This window comes from Acholeplasma oculi, from assembly GCF_900166985.1.
Lineage (GTDB): Bacteria > Bacillota_I > Bacilli_A > Acholeplasmatales > Acholeplasmataceae > Acholeplasma > Acholeplasma oculi.
Map to the genome: position 1 here is coordinate 466,102 of NZ_FUZK01000001.1, position 16,766 is coordinate 482,867.

The following is a 16,766-nucleotide window of genomic DNA, read 5'->3' on the forward strand; positions in this document are numbered from 1 at the left end:
TTTTATAAATTAACTTTTATTTTGTACAAACAAAATATTTCTTTCTATCATCAAAGCCTTTAAATTCCTGTATACTAAATCCAATTTCTTGAAGTAAACCTACATAATAATCCATTGGATAGACATATTGTTTCAAATGGTAATGATATTTATCTAAATCATTTTGAACATCAATTTGATGTATGATTCCATTGGGTTGCTTTGAAACTTTCCAAGTATATGCTAACGAAGATACTTTGCCACTTTCAAATGAATCAAATGGTTCTTTATATAAATCAATAATCAGTCGTCCATTTGGTTTTAATGCTCTGTATAGATTTAAAAACAGCTTTTTACAACCTTTAAAATAATGTATAACATCCAAAAGACAAATGATTTGATTAAATTGCATACCTATCGGTTTTTTTAGATCATGTTCAAATAGATGATGGGTAAATCCTAGTGGTTGTAATTTGTCATATGCAAGAGATAACATGAAGGGACTAACATCTAAACCAATTGCTTGATAGTTTTTCTTAAGTAATAGTTCTAAGATATAACCCGTTCCACACCCTGCATCCAGTAAAGTTTCATTGGGATGAAGATACTTTAATATTGGCTTTAAAAGTGCTTCATATTGAATATCTTTTTGAAAGACATCATAGAAGTGTTCGAATCTCAAGTGAGTTACCTCTTTTTAATTTCCATGAAACGTTTATCGAAACCATAGAATTCTCTATCACTTTCACTGAAAAGATGAACGACTACATCTCCTAAGTCAATTAAAACCCAACTGGTATTCTTCTTACCTTCAACATGTTTTATTTCAGATTGTAGTTCACTGTTAAAATAGCTAATTGCTGCATTACCAGCACGTTCATTTACAGTTCCTACAATAAAGTAATCATAAAAAGGTGATTTTTCTTTAAATTCGTAAACTGCTATATCTTTAGCATTAATTTTTTCTAGTATTGCTTTTGCTTTTTCTAATGTGGTCATTTGGAGACTCCTTTATATTCTTTAATATATTCAAAAACTTCAGGATGTACATTCATGATTTTACCATGTACATTTTCAATAAGGTCATTTAAATAAAGTTTGATGGTTAAATCCAGTGAAATCTTTGAAGTACTTCTTAGTTTTTCAACAATTGGATAATTTCTTGAGGGTTCTATTTTATCAGCAATCAAGATAATCTTTTCCATTAAAGTCATCTTTTTTCTTCCCCAAACATGATATCTTACTGCATCAATAATATCTTTATTATGAATATTATATTTTGTTTTTAAGAGAATGGATGCACTTATCGCATGATAGACTTGAGGATAATCCTTGTATTTATTCAAATCCTTATGTGATATGATTTGTTGATGATCGATAATTGAATCATACTTTGTATAATCATGGAATATTGCAGCAATATACGCATCATTTGAATTAACACCGTAAATATCTGCTAACACGACAGCTGTTTCTGCAACACCTAAGATATGCTTTAACCTGTCGGGTTTATCTATATATTTTTCTAAGACGTCTTGATATATGATATCTCTCATCTAAAGAAACCTTCTGATAAAGACACATACATTTTTGGATGTCGATAAATTCTTAAAGTGACTGGACCCATAAACTGAATTAACCCAAAATCCGCTAATGTAAATTGATACTTCACATCGTCTTTTAATTTGAAATCTTCAGTTATATATTGATCCATTTTGATATCAAAAATAGCCTCATTATTTAATACCGATAGAACTTTTTCATCTTTAGTTAAATGATGTTTGACTTCATCTCTTACAAAGAGTGTGGACTTCGTCTCACCTTTAATAACAGAAATCGCTACTAATCCACCAATAATGATGGCATCATTGAGTTTCATATAACCATTTCTTGGTTTGAATTCTTGTTTAGGTAGGATATCTTTATATGTATCATAAGGTAAAAATTCATGTAAATATCCACTTTGATAAAGACCTGGTGTATCAAAAATTAATTTATTTTCAAAAGAACCTTTTAAAATACTTTGCGTTAAAGCCGCTTTAGGCATGGTTAATGCTTCTTTATTACCAGTTAGTTCTTTAAATATTGTTGTTTTACCACTATTTTGTAAACCAATCAAATAAATGTTTTTAAATTTTGTATGTTTTAAATAATCTTTTAAATTTTCAATATCTAATGGATTTTTAGCACTCATTAAAATGATTTCATCATAAAGTACACGGAACAATCTAAAGTTTTTTTGAATTTTTCCTAACAAATAGTTTTTCGATGTAGACTGTGGTAATAAATCAATTTGATTGATTAAATAAACTACCTTTTGATGATCACCTAATCGTTTGATATCAGAATTTAATATAGTATCTAAATATAAAACGGATGTAACAACTACAACTAAAGAATTAGCCTCAAAATCAGGTAATTGATCTGGATGATGGTGTGCCTTAGCATCTCCATAATGCATCAGTCTATAACAGCTCATACAAAATGGTTTTTCAAGATTTATTGTATAACCTACTTGATTTGGGTTTTCATTTTGTAAATGACTACCACATCCTAGGCAAGTATCAGTATTTTTCAGCATATTTCTTTAAAACCTCATCATATTTATTAGGATCATTTCGTTTAACTTTTCTAATGAAGAATTTCTCTATTATTCGGTTGATTCGTGTAGGTAATTTATCTGTTTTTTGTTTGATAGGATTGACTAGTATTGGATAAAACCCCATTCGATTTCCACCAAAAATATCAGTCATAAGTTGATCACCAATAATTGCTACCTCTTTGGGTTCAAGCATAAGTTTTTTTAACGCTTTTTTAAAACCGAATTTCAAAGGTTTTTTAGCAAATGATATATGTGAAAACTGATTACCAACCGCACCGTAAACACGTTTTTCATATGAGTTAGAAATAATAATTACTAAAAAATCTTTTTCTAATTCAATTAAAAAATTAGATGTATCCGTATCTAATTTTGTTTGTTCATAATCAATTAAGGTGTTATCCAAGTCAAAAAGCAGAGCTTTGATACCCTGCACTTTTAAGGATTTATATGGAATATCTTTAACTGAATCAACATAGATTTCAGGTATTATTTTTTTATATAATGCCATTAATTAATAGATAATATTTCCACATTAAATGTTTTATTGGTTTCTGATTTAACAGTTACAACTTCTCCAACTTCTCTACCCTTGATTGCTTTACCAAGTGGTGATTCGATGGAAATTTTTCCTTTAAGTGGATCTGCTTCAATTGTACCAACTAAGTGATACGTTACCTCTTTGTTTTTTTCAATGAATTTTAAAACAACTTCTTTACCGATATTTACTGATGAAGAATCATCATTGGTACGAATAATTTTAACATTCTTTAAAATGGATTCAATCTCAAGAATTCTAGACTCAATACGTGCTTGTTCATTTCTTGCAGCATCATAATCTGCATTCTCTGATAAGTCACCTTGTTCACGTGCTTCTTTTAAAGCCTCTAAATTTTCTTTTCTTTTAACATCTTTTAACTCAACAAGTTCAGCCTTTAACTGTTCCAATCCAGTTTGTGTTAATTCATATTGTTTTTTAACTGCCATATCTAATCTCCTTAATTTACTTAATATTATATCATATAATGATATCTAGAATGAAATCACATGTTTTCTTAGATTCTTTTGTACAGCCCTATGATTTCCCATCATATGATCGAGTACATTGTAAAACTTTTTTGAATGATTGGGCACTATAAAATGCGCATATTCATGTAACAGTACATACTTTAAATAAATTGGGTCAAGTTTTGCTAAAAATAAATTGATTGTGATATATTTTTGAAGCGTATGACAAGAACCAAATTTACTTTTTAATTGTTTTATTTTAATGGGGACAAAATCCAGTCCAAACGCTTTTATAAGCGGTTTTATCTCGTGATTAAGTTCATTAATTTTTAGAATGATTTCATCTGTCAATAAATCGTGATATTGATTCAAATTGAGCAAAGGTTCTAATAATTTATTTCCCCATAGCGTTTGATGCATTACAATTTTTTTATCCTTTTTCACAATCAATCGGCTGATCTTGTCCATATTTCTTTCTATAGCATCTTTGAGATTTTGCTCTGAATATTTAGGATGAATACTGATATGTAAAACATCATCTATATACCTAAAATATATATGCTTAATTCTTTTCCTATGAACTTGATATTTGATATTGATATCTCCATGTTGGTAGGTTTGTATCATATTTTTATTTTTCTCGTCACGGTTAGACCATCACCTATTGGATAATAAGTTGTTTCGTATGCATCATGATTAAATAGAAAAGATCTAAACTGTTCTAATTTTCTAATTAATGCCTTTGTATTTCTATTTTTAGTATCTGTAACCTTCATACCATGAAAGTCTATATTATCACAAATAATGACGCCATCATCATTTAAATTGTTCATATATTTTTCAAAAAACCTTGTATATTGTGACTTAGCACCATCAATAAAAACCATATCAAATTTTTCATTTGAAAGATCATATGTCAGTGCATCGGCATGAATTATTTTGATATTGTTATCTAATTCTTGAATCCATGTTTTTGCGATTGAATATCGATTTAAATCTCTTTCAATGGTTGTTACAAATGCACCTGTTAGACTAAATGAAATGGAACTATAGCCATAAGCACTTCCAATTTCAAGAATTTTTTTAACTTGATGAACTTCTATATAATTCTTAATAAAGGATAACGCCTCATCCGTAATTATAGGAATCTTATCATGAATACACAGTTGTTTTAAATCATCAATCCGTTTCTTCATCTGATGCATCTTCTAAATCTTTTTCGTATTGCTCAAAAATTCTTTCAACAAGATCCCATTCTTCATCCGTAGTGATATCTGATAATGTACCTACTTCACCGGATTCAAGTGGTTCGTATATAGCTGCAGATACCTCTTCAGATTCATCAAACTCAAAAACTACATAGTTCTTATTTTTTTCTGTAAATGTAAAAAGTATTGTTACCTTTTCCTCTTTATCATCACTTACAATGATTAATTCATTTTCTTTCATGTGTTAATTCCTCCTGGAATCTAAATAGTTTTGTAATATAACTTGAGCAGCAACTTCATCTTTAAGTTGACGTTGTTTATCATATTTTTTATTGGAATCCGAAAGCATTCTTAAAGCCGTCTTGGTTGATAATCTTTCATCCCATAATACGATTTCTTGAGTGAGTTCTTTTTCCATTAATTCTTTAAACTTAATCGTTAAAGCGCCTTTTTCTCCAACATCATTATTCATATGTTTAGGAAAACCTAGAACAATAACCTGTATTTGATTTTGATCAGCTATTTTTTTGAGTTCTTTAATCGCATACGAAAAATCTTGATAACCAAATCGGATTGTCGTATGATTATTTGCAATCACACCAGAAAGTGATATTGCAACACCTAAGGATTTATCTCCTAAATCTAAACCTAAATATGTCAAATGATTTTATTACCTTTCAAATAATCTGAAACTTTTGTTATATTTTGTGTCCCACCTTGAGCAAAATCAGGCTTTCCACCACCGTTACCATCGAAAAGTTGGTTCAAGTTTTTGATTTGTTCTCTAGCATTTTGTTGATTTGTTTTTACAAAATAACTGACTCTAGATGAGTTTAAATTAAACAAGATAACTGTTTCTGTCTTTATTTTATCATAAAGCACATCAACAAGTGGTTTTAAGGAGTCTTGTGGTAAATCATTTACAGCAATAATGGTTTCTTTTTGAATCGTTTTTGGAATCCATTCATCTGCTTTTCTTAAGATTTCTTGGATAATTTGTTGTTCTTTATCTTTTTCTAACTGTTTAAATAACTGACTCAATTCCATTTGATATTGACGTAAATTAATAATATCTTGATAGCTTGATGAAAGTTTTGGTTCTGCTGGTAATTGAATCATTTGATCTAATTGATGTATCTTATCTTTAAATAAATGTATGGACTGCATGACTTGTTGATGTATCTCCATTGAAGACACTGATAATTCCCCTGTAATACCTTCAAAACGGTATAATCCAGATCCAATAGACTCAACTGATGTAATCATAAAATGTTCGATATCTTTTGTATTTTTAACATGTGTACCACCACAGAATTCTAAACTCCATGATTGAATATCAACAACTCTAACAATATCACCATATTTTTCACCAAATAACATGTTAGCACCAAGTTTTTTAGCTTCATCAATTGGTAATACATGTGTCACTACATCACATGCTTTTTGAATATATGCATTTACAATTGATTCAATTTTAATAATATCTTTAACTTGAATAGATTCATAATGATTGATATCAAATGTTAATTTCTTTGGACCATTAAATGAACCTTGTTGATTCGCATGCTTACCTAAAACATCTTTGATTGCTTGATGGAGTAAATGTGTTGCTGTATGGTTTTTCTCAACTTGTCTTCTATGGGTTTCATCAACAATTGCAAGTACATCATCCATTTCTTCAAAACTATCTGTTTCCATGACATGTAAAAACTGTCCATTTGGCAGTTTAACAACATCTTGAACAACTAATCCGTTAATCGTACCTTTATCAGAAACTTGTCCACCCATAGTTGCATAAAAAGGTGTTTGATCTAATACAATACCTTGTTCAAATATTTTAATAACTTTTGCTTCTACTTGTAAAGTTTCATAACCAACAAATAAAGACTTCTCAGTAAACTGTAAGAATGACTCGTCTTGTGATTTCATCGATTGATTAACTTTTCTAGCATCACGGCTTCGTGTTTTTTGAATTTCTAATTCTTGATAAAACCCATCTTTATCTACAGTAATTTGGTTTTCTTCTGCATATTCCATGGTTAATTCGATTGGAAATCCATATGTATCATAGAGTTTAAATGCTTCTTTACCATCGAGTTTATGATCTTTAATAGATTGAATTAGATGTTTTTCACCATCTGAAATGGTTGCGAAGAATTTAACTTCTTCTTTATATATAATCTTTTTAACAATTTCTTTTTTAGATTCTAAATCAGGATAAAAAGATTTCATCATTAAAACAACATCATCCACTAACTTATATAAGAATGGTTCCATGAGTTGAATGGAACGGCCATACTTAATTGCACGTCTTAGAATTCTTCTTAAAACATATCCACGACCTTCATTAGATAATGTTGCTCCATCTGAAATAGCAAATGTTAATGTTTTAATATGATCAGAAATCACCTTAAATGCCATTTGTCCTTCATATGTTACACCTGATAAGATTTCTGTTTTTTGTATTACTGGATAATGAAGATCTGTTTCAAAATTAGTTTTTGTACCTTGTAATACACATGCAAATCTTTCTAAACCAGCACCTGTATCGATATTCTTATTCGGTAATTCTTTATAAGAACTTCTTGGCAATTTAGGATCTGCATTATATTGAGAAAAAACGATATTCCAAATTTCAATATAACGCTCATTTTCTATGTCATTAGCAATCAATTCAGGACCTCTTAAATCATAGCCTTCACCACGATCAAAGTATATTTCTGTACAAGGACCCGATGGACCCGCACCAATTTCCCAAAAGTTTGTTTCAAGTGGTATTAAATGTGTTGGGTGTATACCTAATTTTACCCATGTCTCTTTCGCTACTAAATCATCCGGGTAGTAAGTTATATATAACTTTTCTTTTGGCATACCAAAGTATTTAGCATCTGTTAAAATCTCATAGCCAAATCCAATTGCTTCTTCTTTAAAATAATCCCCAATACTAAAATTACCCATCATTTCAAAGAATGTATGGTGTCTTGCTGTTTTTCCTACATTATCAATATCATTCGTACGTATGCTTTTTTGTAAATTTGTTATACGTTTAGAACGAGGTGTTTCAGTTCCATCAAAGTATTTTTTCAATGGTGCAACTCCTGCATTAATCCATAATAATGTTGGATCATTAACTGGTATTAATGATGCAGACGGTTCAATTTGATGTCCTCTTTCCTTAAAATAATTTAACCATGTTTCACGAATCTGTTTTGCTGTCATGTATTTCATATACATACCTTCCTTATTAAAAAATAAAAAGTCCTTAAAAGATTAATATCTTCTAAGGACGGAATTATCCGTGGTACCACCTTAGTTCACGAAAAATCGTGCACTCATTTATACTGTTAAAGCCAGTGTACTTTTAGCTCCTAAGATAGCCTTCATTATCACATTGATCACTTTACACCAAACCAGTGACTCTCTTTACAATGTTTTTAACTACTCCTCTTAATCATTGCTACCAATATTTTAACATATTATTATAGATTTCAATCAATAAAGTAAATTTTTGGTTTATAAATTAGGATTAATATAGACCATTTTTTGATGGTATATGCCTGCTTCTTTATATTTTTTACCAATAGGTTTAAAATCTAATTTCTTGTAGAATTCTACAGCTTGTAATTGAGCAGATAACTTTAAAGACTCATGTTTATGCTTCAAATATTCAATAATGGATGTAGAAAATCCTTGTTTTCTGAATGCTTTATCAGTCACAATACGACCAATATGGTATTCATCATCTTTAAGTATTAATCTAGCATACGAAACGATATGCCCATTTCTCTTAATAAATAGATGTCTACATACAGAATCATATGAATCAATATCTACTTCATATATTTGTTGTTCAATCATAAATACTTCTTGTCTAAGCTTCATGATTTCAAGAAGTTCTATGTGTGAGAGTTCATGAAATGCTTTATCAAAAATCATGTTACACCTTAAGCTTTTTAAATGTCAGCATGGATAGTGCAGAACCACCAAATCCAACAAACATATAACGGATATAATCTAAATACTGATTATCTACTGCAATCATATCAAATAATATACTTAAACCTAAGTAGAAAATCATAACGATTAAAGCACCTATCATTAATCGATATAAAATCTTAATACCTTTAGGATACTCATGGTACTGAATATATTTCTTATCGATGAAATACCCTAAGAAAAATCCAGTCAATCCACCTAAAGCAACGAATATATTTTTTACTTCTTCATAGGGTTGTCCTAATAACGATAGAATGAGAACACCTAATAACAAAGGAATTATTGCATACATTCCATAGATATGTTCTTTTTCACCCATTTTATCTACAAGGATTGAAATACCATATGCAATAGTTATACCTAATAATAATCCGACAACAACATCACTTGGATAATGTTGTCCTAAGTAGACTCTAGAAAATGGCACTAAAATTAAAAATGCGAGTAAAACCCATCTTAACCAAGGATTTTTTTTACCGAAATTTTGATTCAGTACGGTAGTAATGACACCTGTATTTTGAGCATGACCGGATGGAAATGCGTATCCATGTGTAGATGTTCCAACATTCGTATCTGGATCAACAACATATGGTCTAGGTCTCATAATAATTGCTTTTAAAACTTCATTGACAATCGCTGAACTGATAAAAACAAAAACTAATTTAAAAGCAATTCTTTTATTGAAAAACCAATAAATAGTCAGTGCTATTGCAATAAATGCAAGCTGATCACCGAGTTCAGTAATGATTTTAAATAATTCATCTAGTAATGGGAATCTTATACCTTGGACCCATCTTACAATTTCTATTTCATTCATAAATTATCTCCCTTTGGTGGTTCTTTTAAAATAAGTTTTTTTCTTTTTTTATGAACACTTAAGCGTTTCAAATATAGTTCATCTTCAGGTGATAAACTCAAAACTTTAAAGTTAGGGCGTTTATACCAGAAGTTCATACCCATAAATGGTGTCAAATATCTTTCTTCATACATTTTTTTGATCATGATTTTTCCAACAACATATCCTATTTCTTCTTTTTCGCTCTTAAAATTATGATCAAATTTCATCACATCCATTAAATCTTTTAAAATGTTTTTTTCAAAAGCAGTTTGAGCTGTGAAATTAATAATGTTGACATTGGTATTATCATATATATTTGGATTAAATCTGTCATCTAATGCTACGGCTAATATAAGATTACAACCCGCATCGATTAACGGTTGAATGGGATAGTTATCTAATAGTCCACCATCCACATAATGATCATCACCTATTTGAGTTGGTCCAAATACAACAGGAAATGAAGCTGAAGCCATTACCGCAATATATGGATCACTAAATTCATTCAAATTAAACACTCTTTTTTCCATTGTATCTGTTTTAATTTGATGTAATATAGAAACTTTATGATACATTTTTGATGTGGTTGCAAACCCTTTAAACTTTGATTTTTGAATCGATTTTAAAGAAATTTCTTTGATTAAAGTTTCAGATAGTGGTTTTAAAGAATACATACGGTTATCTTTAGAAAGTAAAGTGCCTTTGGTTCCAAAGACATTATCCTTATCGATCAGTTCCCATATCTTAGAAATGTCTTCATGTTTTCTTTTACTCATTAAAAGTAAGGTGTTGATCGCACCTATAGATGTACCCGAAATAGCTTTTATATATTTTATAAGTTGAGCTTCTTCTAATGCTTTAATAACACCTAACTGATACGCACCCTTAGCACCACCACCACCGAGCATTAAGCCAACTTTAACCTTGTCTTTTTTCATCGATTTTTGTCCTTAAATGCCATTCTTTTTTCTCTTTCTAGATCACGTTCCTTAATTGTTTCTCGTTTATCATAGAGTTTTTTACCTTTAGCAAGTGCAATTTTGACTTTAATTAATCCTTGATGGAGTTCAATCGAAAGTGGAATTAAAGTCATTCCATCTCGTTCCTTAGCACCTACTAATTTATTGATTTCACTTCGATTTAAAAGTAATTTTCTCGTTCTTGTTTCATCATGATTAAAAACAGATGAGGCTTCAAACTTTGCAATATGCATATTCAAAATAAAAACTTCACCGTTTTTAAATGTGATATAGGATTCATTGATGGATACTTTTCCCGCACGAATGCTTTTTACTTCACTACCTTGTAGCTTTATACCAGCTATAAGTGTTTGTTCAATGAAATATTCAAATTTAGCTCTTTTATGTTGCGTAATAATCTTCATTATGTATACCTTTTTTATCATTCTAAGTGTATCTTAATTTTAACATGTAATCTTATTTATGATTCACTTTTCTTTTCGGTTTCCCCTTGGTTTTACCTCTTTTTTGAGATAGAGATGATTGACGCTTTTTAGATTGGTTTACTTTAGCTTTGAAATCATCACCTTGACGCTTCTTTCTTTCAATAGAAAAATCAATATTATTTTCATTTTTATCAACAGATATAAGTTTAACCGTTATAAAATCACCTAAACGATATCTATTTCCATTGTCCGTAAAGAATAATAAATTTTCTTCATCATAAATTAAATATTCATTTACATTTCTAACATTAACAAATCCTTCAATACCTTTATCCACTTTAACAAAGAAGCCGCTCGGTAAAATTTGAGTAATTTGACCTTTGAAGGATTGACCTATAAAGTTCTCCATATACTCTCTACTCTTGAGTTTATTAACTTCACGTTCCATGGTTATTGCAGTACGTTCATTTTTTGAGGTTTGTTCAGAGTAATCTGGTAATTTACCTGCAAAATATTTCTTTTTATCATTAAGTTCTTGTTCGCTTAGTGGTTTTAACATGAATTCTCGGATCATTCTATGTAATAAAAGGTCTGGATATCGTCGAATTGGTGATGTAAAGTGAGAATAATATGGACTTGCAAGACCAAAATGACCAATAGGTTTTTCATCATATTTTGCCTTTTGCATGCTACGTAAAAGAATCATATTGACAATATACTCAAAAGGCGTATTTGAAACATCTTTAGTCAGTTTTTGTAGTTTTTTTGCAGTCGATTTTAATTCATTGTGTGCACTAAAACCTAATTTCTTAGTAGATATAAATGCTTGGTCTAACTTTTCAACGTCAGGCTTTTCATGAACTCTATAAATGCCAGGAAGACCAGACTCATGAAAATGAATCGCCACCACTTCATTGGCTAAAATCATGAAGGACTCAATCAGTTGTTCTGCTTCATCGGTCATACGTTCTTCGACATCAATAACTTTTCCATTTAAATCCAGTTTAAATTTAAGTTCACTTGATTGAAAGTCAATTGCACCTCTTTTATAACGTATCATCTTTAACTTCTTAGATAATTCATTCATTTGAAATAACATATCATCTAATTGCTTGGAGCCTAATGAAACATTTTCTTTTAATAAGATATTTACCTCATCATAAGTCAGTCGGTGCTTACTTTCAATAATGGATTCGACTATTTTATAGTCTGTGACTACTGCATCACGGTTGATCGTCATGATACAACTTAATGTATATTTAGGTTCAAAAGGATTAAGACTACAAGAGTCATTAGATAATGCGTGAGGTAACATTGGAATAACTCTATCTGCTAAATATACAGAAGTTGATCTTCTATATGCTTCTTGATCGAGTAAAGAACCTTCCTTTACATAATAGCTTACATCTGCAATATGAACACCTAACTCAAATGTATTTTCATCAATTTGTTTAAGAGAAATAGCATCGTCTAAATCTTTGGCATCTTTTCCATCTATTGTAATGACGAATTCGTCCCTTAAATTCAATCTTCTTTTAATTTCTACTTGCTCATCAAATTTTATGTGATGTAATTCATTTAATAGTTCTTTAGAAAAGCTTAAAGGCCATTCATACTCATAAATGATTTTTACAATTTCCATATCTGGGTCATTCTTATGACCAATGACTTCTTTAAATTCTGTAATGACTTTTGTTTTAGTTATTTCTTTGACTTGTAATAAAACAACATGCCCATCGACTAAATACTCTGGTGCATTATCCACAATAATTAACTTATCTTTTGCTTGATTTGAATCAAAACGTGCAACTCTACCATTTGATTTTCTAACATCTGCAAGTAACCTTTCTAAATCACTTTTAAGTATTTCTACTACATAAGGTGTTTTGGTTACATGATTAACTAAAACAAGGTCATTTTCCATTGCTCCATTCAAATCAAAAAGATCGATTGCTATATCTTTAGAATCCAACATCAATAAAAAAGCAATCGTTCGTTTAATGCTTAAGTGACCTATAGAGTAACCTGGTTTTAAACTTACGTGTTGATCTTTTACATCAATGAAGTTTTTAAAATCACTTAAAAAATCTAAATCATTTTGGTAGTTGTTTTGAATTTCACTTAATTCTACCGTTTGTTTTTTTTGTTTATAAAACCAAATTAAAAAGTCTTTATGTATCATGTGTTCCTCATTTCTTCATATTGGGGTCGCTACCTTCGGTTGCAACCTCACTTAAACTATCGAAGAATCGTACCTCTGCGATAGCCATCTGTTTTTCATTGAGCATTTCAGCCACTTTTTTACCACGCCCAATGATTAATTGAGAGATGGCTTCCCAAACGATAACCCATACAAAAATCGTTAAGAAACTATCAATAATTCTTACCCAAGCATCTGTGATACCAAACATTGAAAAATCAAAAAAGTTAAATCCAATGATGAGTAATAATCCTATGACTAAGTATAAAAAGACAAAAAGCATATCTTTTCTAAGATTCTTTTCCATTTCTTTATAACTAAACCAATAATATCTTTTCAAAGCTTCTCTCACATATTCTTGATTCAAGATATTTAAGTCTTTGACAATAAAATTAATTATCAGTGGATATTCATTGGGTATAGGATCAGCAATTGTATCGAGATATAAAAAGATTTCTCTCCTTAGTAACATCTTATTAGAGTATGGTGAAAATAATTCGGATCGATCATTAATCACGACATCTACAATAGCATTTCCATTTTCATCAATATAATCTTTATTGATGAAATCTATAACTTTCTTTTTCTTATTTTTTTTCATGTTGTATACCTCATTAAAACCATTGAAAGATTACTTGGATTTAAGTTCTCCTAAGAATAATTCAGCAGCTTTTGGATTTGTAGCCAGTGGGATGTTATACACATCACATAGCCTTAATAGCGCACTTACATCAGGTTCATGGGGTTGTGCTGTGAGTGGATCTCTAAAAAATATAACCATATCAATCTTTCCATTAGCAATCATACTTCCAATTTCTTGATCTCCACCTAATGGTCCAGATTTCTTTAAATTAACTGAAAGATTCGTATGTTCCATAATCTTTTTTCCTGTAGTACCTGTTGCATAAAGCTGATGTGTCTTTAAATATGCTTCATGTAATTTTGAAAATTCAATGATTAAATCTTTTTTCTTATCATGTGCAATGAGTGCAATTTTCATAATTTCCACCTTTTCATTAAAAAAACCCCTATAAATACATTATAGCATGATTGGCTTCATGTATGGTTTAGGGGTTTTTGAATGCTTAATTTATTTCTTTAAATTATAGAATGATTTTAATCCAAGATATAATGCAGAATCACCAAGTTGATCTTCAATTCTGATTAATTGGTTGTATTTTGCAACACGGTCAGTTCTTGATGCAGAACCAGTTTTAATTTGACCAGCATTTGTAGCAACAGCAATATCAGCGATTGTAGTATCTTCTGTTTCACCTGAACGGTGTGATACAACTGCAGTATAACCAGCACGTTTAGCCATTTCGATTGCATCAAATGTTTCAGTTAATGTACCGATTTGGTTAACTTTGATTAAAATTGAGTTTGCAGTTTGAGTTGCAATACCTTTTGCTAAGTATTCTGTGTTTGTAACGAATAAGTCATCACCAACGATTTGGATTTTTGAACCAAGTTTGTCAGTCATTAACTTCCATCCGTCCCAGTCATTTTCATCCATACCATCTTCAATAGAGATAATTGGATATTTAGCAACTAGTGCTTCATAATAAGCTACTAATTCAGCAGAAGTAAATTCTTGTTTAGTAGATTTTTTGAATACGTATTTACCTTTTGATTTATCAAAGAATTCAGATGCTGCAACGTCAAAACCAATATATACGTCTTTACCAGCTTCGAAACCTGCTTGTTTGATTGCTAATAAGATTGTATCGATTGTATCTTCATTAGATGCTAAGTTTGGAGCGAATCCACCTTCATCACCTACTGCAGTACTTAAACCTTTTTTCTTTAAAATAGTCTTTAAATTATGGAAAATTTCAGCTCCCCAACGAATTGCTTCTTTAAATGATGGTGCACCTACTGGGTAAACCATAAATTCTTGGAAGTCAATTGGTGCATCTGAGTGTGCACCACCATTGATGATGTTCATCATTGGTACAGGTAATTGTTTAGCATTAAATCCACCTAGGTATTGGTATAATTCTAATCCTAATAAATCTGCAGCAGCTTTAGCAACAGCAATAGATACACCTAAGATAGCATTAGCTCCTAATTTACCTTTGTTTTTTGTACCGTCAAGTTCGATCATTTTTCTATCGATTGCAACTTGATCTAATACAGAATCTCCTAAAATAGCTGGTCCGATAATGTCGTTAACATTTTCAACTGCTTTTAAGACACCTTTTCCTAAATAACGGCTCTTATCACCATCACGTAATTCAACTGCTTCATGTTCTCCAGTTGAAGCTCCTGATGGTACTAACGCACGTCCGAAAGCACCTGATTCAGTTGCAACTTCAACTTCAATTGTTGGGTTACCACGTGAATCAAGAATTTCTCTTGCATAAACACTTGTAATAAATGGCATTTTGTTTCTCCTTATAAAATTTTTTAATGTTTTATCCATATATATTATACATTAATTTCATTTTTTTTCAATTATCCTCATGAATGAAAACGCATACTTAAAGATTCATATGAAATTATGTGTTGAAAGTTTTATCTTTATTTATATTTTTTTATAGATAATAGATAATCGTTTATAGAGTAAGAAAGTCATACCACTGACTAAACCAGAAATCACAATATTAAATGGAATCACTGCATATAAAATATAGAGTAACATATAGTTGGAAGCATCAATTCCTGGAATCACCAAAAGCATTCCTAAGACTGCATCAAATCCATATAAACTCATATAAAACGGTAAAATAAATAACCAGTTAGCAAGTATTGCAGTAATAATCCATACAACCATAATTGCAGCAGCTGATGTGATTGCTGTTTTCTTGTTTTTCTTTCTGTGATACATAATAGATGAGACCAAAACAGTTGCTAGTCCTATGACTAAGTCTGCAAGTTCACCTGTACCTAGTGTTGTTGAACCTGGTAGTTTCACAATAAATCGTATAATTGCGATGATAGATCCACTAATAGGTCCAAATAAATATCCACCTATATAGATAGGTACATTCGAAAAATGTATATCTAAAAATTGTGGAACAAACGGTAAAATAACACCTAATGGAAATTTTATAAAGTAATATAAAATAACTGATAAAGCGGACAATATGGATATTACAACCATCTTCTTTATCTTCTTTGGTTTATTTTCTATCTTATTTTCAGCTCTCCAAGCGAAAATAATTAATACAACTAAAGCAATCATGAATACAATAATTAATGTTAGTTCAATTATTGCCATGTTACTTTTTAGAAATTCTGTGATTTGATCAATCATTTGGTAAACTCTCCTTTAAAATAAAAAGTTACCCAAAAAAATTAATCGGGTAACAAAAAGACCTAAAAAAGGAATTCTCTCTTCTCTCATCCAGACTATACTGTCGGTACCTGAATCACACAGGTTCCTGCAATAAACATTGCTCGCAGACTTTAACTGCCGGTGAGGAATTACACCTCGCCCCGAAGATTATTAAATTGGATACAAAATAATTATATCACTATTTAATTCCCATAACTAATAATTTGATAAACTCTCCCATTTTTTAACAAAA

The 16,766-nt window shown here is 30.2% G+C and carries 20 protein-coding genes, 1 riboswitch and 1 other annotated feature; all 20 genes read right to left on the reverse strand.

From position 1 onward, the window contains the following. Nucleotides 1-16: 16 nt before the first annotated feature. Nucleotides 17-661 (reverse strand): class I SAM-dependent methyltransferase, encoded by a 645-nt coding sequence (locus B5X49_RS02230; protein ID WP_045749550.1) that lies wholly within the window; start codon nucleotides 659-661, stop codon nucleotides 17-19. A gap of 5 nt (nucleotides 662-666) precedes the next feature. After that, the gene (gene rsfS, locus B5X49_RS02235; RefSeq protein ID WP_045749551.1) at nucleotides 667-978 is read right to left on the reverse strand and encodes a ribosome silencing factor; all 312 of its coding nucleotides are present in this window, start codon (nucleotides 976-978) and stop codon (nucleotides 667-669) included. Continuing rightward, entirely contained in the window at nucleotides 975-1,535 is a 561-nt protein-coding gene (gene yqeK / locus B5X49_RS02240) for a bis(5'-nucleosyl)-tetraphosphatase (symmetrical) YqeK (RefSeq protein WP_052670086.1), read from the reverse strand. The genes rsfS and yqeK overlap by 4 nt, the downstream gene beginning before the upstream one ends. Further along, entirely contained in the window at nucleotides 1,532-2,560 is a 1,029-nt protein-coding gene (locus tag B5X49_RS02245) for a GTPase (RefSeq protein ID WP_045749552.1), read from the reverse strand. Before B5X49_RS02245 ends, yqeK begins: the two co-directional genes overlap by 4 nt. Continuing rightward, nucleotides 2,544-3,089 (reverse strand): YqeG family HAD IIIA-type phosphatase, encoded by a 546-nt coding sequence (locus tag B5X49_RS02250; RefSeq protein ID WP_045749553.1) that lies wholly within the window; start codon nucleotides 3,087-3,089, stop codon nucleotides 2,544-2,546. The genes B5X49_RS02245 and B5X49_RS02250 overlap by 17 nt, the downstream gene beginning before the upstream one ends. After that, nucleotides 3,089-3,565: a transcription elongation factor GreA gene (greA, locus tag B5X49_RS02255; RefSeq protein ID WP_045749554.1), complete on the reverse strand. Its 477-nt coding sequence runs from the start codon at nucleotides 3,563-3,565 to the stop codon at nucleotides 3,089-3,091. Before greA ends, B5X49_RS02250 begins: the two co-directional genes overlap by 1 nt. Before the next feature lie 45 nt (nucleotides 3,566-3,610). Further along, nucleotides 3,611-4,054 carry a M48 metallopeptidase family protein gene (locus B5X49_RS02260; protein WP_159444477.1) on the reverse strand — a complete coding sequence of 148 codons (444 nt, stop codon included), beginning with the start codon at nucleotides 4,052-4,054 and terminating at the stop codon, nucleotides 3,611-3,613. A 155-nt stretch (nucleotides 4,055-4,209) separates the two neighbouring features. Beyond that, a complete protein-coding gene (locus tag B5X49_RS02265; RefSeq protein WP_045749555.1) occupies nucleotides 4,210-4,782 on the reverse strand; it encodes an O-methyltransferase in 573 nt (190 codons plus the stop codon). Beyond that, nucleotides 4,766-5,035, reverse strand: a complete 270-nt coding sequence (locus tag B5X49_RS02270) for a DUF1292 domain-containing protein (protein WP_045749556.1) — start codon at nucleotides 5,033-5,035, stop codon at nucleotides 4,766-4,768. Before B5X49_RS02270 ends, B5X49_RS02265 begins: the two co-directional genes overlap by 17 nt. A gap of 3 nt (nucleotides 5,036-5,038) precedes the next feature. Beyond that, nucleotides 5,039-5,455, reverse strand: a complete 417-nt coding sequence (gene ruvX / locus B5X49_RS02275) for a Holliday junction resolvase RuvX (RefSeq protein ID WP_045749557.1) — start codon at nucleotides 5,453-5,455, stop codon at nucleotides 5,039-5,041. Continuing rightward, nucleotides 5,452-8,022: an alanine--tRNA ligase gene (alaS, locus tag B5X49_RS02280; RefSeq protein ID WP_168711913.1), complete on the reverse strand. Its 2,571-nt coding sequence runs from the start codon at nucleotides 8,020-8,022 to the stop codon at nucleotides 5,452-5,454. Before alaS ends, ruvX begins: the two co-directional genes overlap by 4 nt. A 51-nt stretch (nucleotides 8,023-8,073) precedes the next feature. Then, nucleotides 8,074-8,258: a binding site (T-box leader), on the reverse strand. A 49-nt stretch (nucleotides 8,259-8,307) separates the two neighbouring features. Then, the gene (locus B5X49_RS02285; protein WP_045749558.1) at nucleotides 8,308-8,730 is read right to left on the reverse strand and encodes a GNAT family N-acetyltransferase; all 423 of its coding nucleotides are present in this window, start codon (nucleotides 8,728-8,730) and stop codon (nucleotides 8,308-8,310) included. Between the two features lies 1 nt (nucleotide 8,731). Then, on the reverse strand, nucleotides 8,732-9,607 hold the full coding sequence (locus B5X49_RS02290; protein WP_045749559.1) for a phosphatase PAP2 family protein: 876 nt from the start codon (nucleotides 9,605-9,607) through the stop codon (nucleotides 8,732-8,734). Beyond that, on the reverse strand, nucleotides 9,604-10,566 hold the full coding sequence (locus B5X49_RS02295) for a patatin-like phospholipase family protein (RefSeq protein ID WP_045749560.1): 963 nt from the start codon (nucleotides 10,564-10,566) through the stop codon (nucleotides 9,604-9,606). Before B5X49_RS02295 ends, B5X49_RS02290 begins: the two co-directional genes overlap by 4 nt. After that, the gene (gene smpB / locus B5X49_RS02300; RefSeq protein WP_211026743.1) at nucleotides 10,563-11,012 is read right to left on the reverse strand and encodes an SsrA-binding protein SmpB; all 450 of its coding nucleotides are present in this window, start codon (nucleotides 11,010-11,012) and stop codon (nucleotides 10,563-10,565) included. The genes B5X49_RS02295 and smpB overlap by 4 nt, the downstream gene beginning before the upstream one ends. A 52-nt stretch (nucleotides 11,013-11,064) precedes the next feature. Further along, on the reverse strand, nucleotides 11,065-13,215 hold the full coding sequence (rnr, locus tag B5X49_RS02305) for a ribonuclease R (RefSeq protein ID WP_052670088.1): 2,151 nt from the start codon (nucleotides 13,213-13,215) through the stop codon (nucleotides 11,065-11,067). A gap of 7 nt (nucleotides 13,216-13,222) precedes the next feature. Continuing rightward, on the reverse strand, nucleotides 13,223-13,834 hold the full coding sequence (locus tag B5X49_RS02310) for a hypothetical protein (RefSeq protein WP_045749562.1): 612 nt from the start codon (nucleotides 13,832-13,834) through the stop codon (nucleotides 13,223-13,225). A gap of 30 nt (nucleotides 13,835-13,864) precedes the next feature. Next, on the reverse strand, nucleotides 13,865-14,233 hold the full coding sequence (locus B5X49_RS02315) for a methylglyoxal synthase (protein ID WP_045749563.1): 369 nt from the start codon (nucleotides 14,231-14,233) through the stop codon (nucleotides 13,865-13,867). Between the two features lie 90 nt (nucleotides 14,234-14,323). Then, complete coding sequence (eno, locus tag B5X49_RS02320) at nucleotides 14,324-15,619, reverse strand: phosphopyruvate hydratase (RefSeq protein ID WP_045749564.1); 1,296 nt, start codon at nucleotides 15,617-15,619, stop codon at nucleotides 14,324-14,326. Nucleotides 15,620-15,760: 141 nt separating this feature from the next. Further along, complete coding sequence (locus B5X49_RS02325; RefSeq protein WP_045749565.1) at nucleotides 15,761-16,492, reverse strand: ECF transporter S component; 732 nt, start codon at nucleotides 16,490-16,492, stop codon at nucleotides 15,761-15,763. 74 nt (nucleotides 16,493-16,566) lie between these two features. Continuing rightward, nucleotides 16,567-16,686, reverse strand: a riboswitch (FMN riboswitch). Nucleotides 16,687-16,766: the final 80 nt, after the last annotated feature.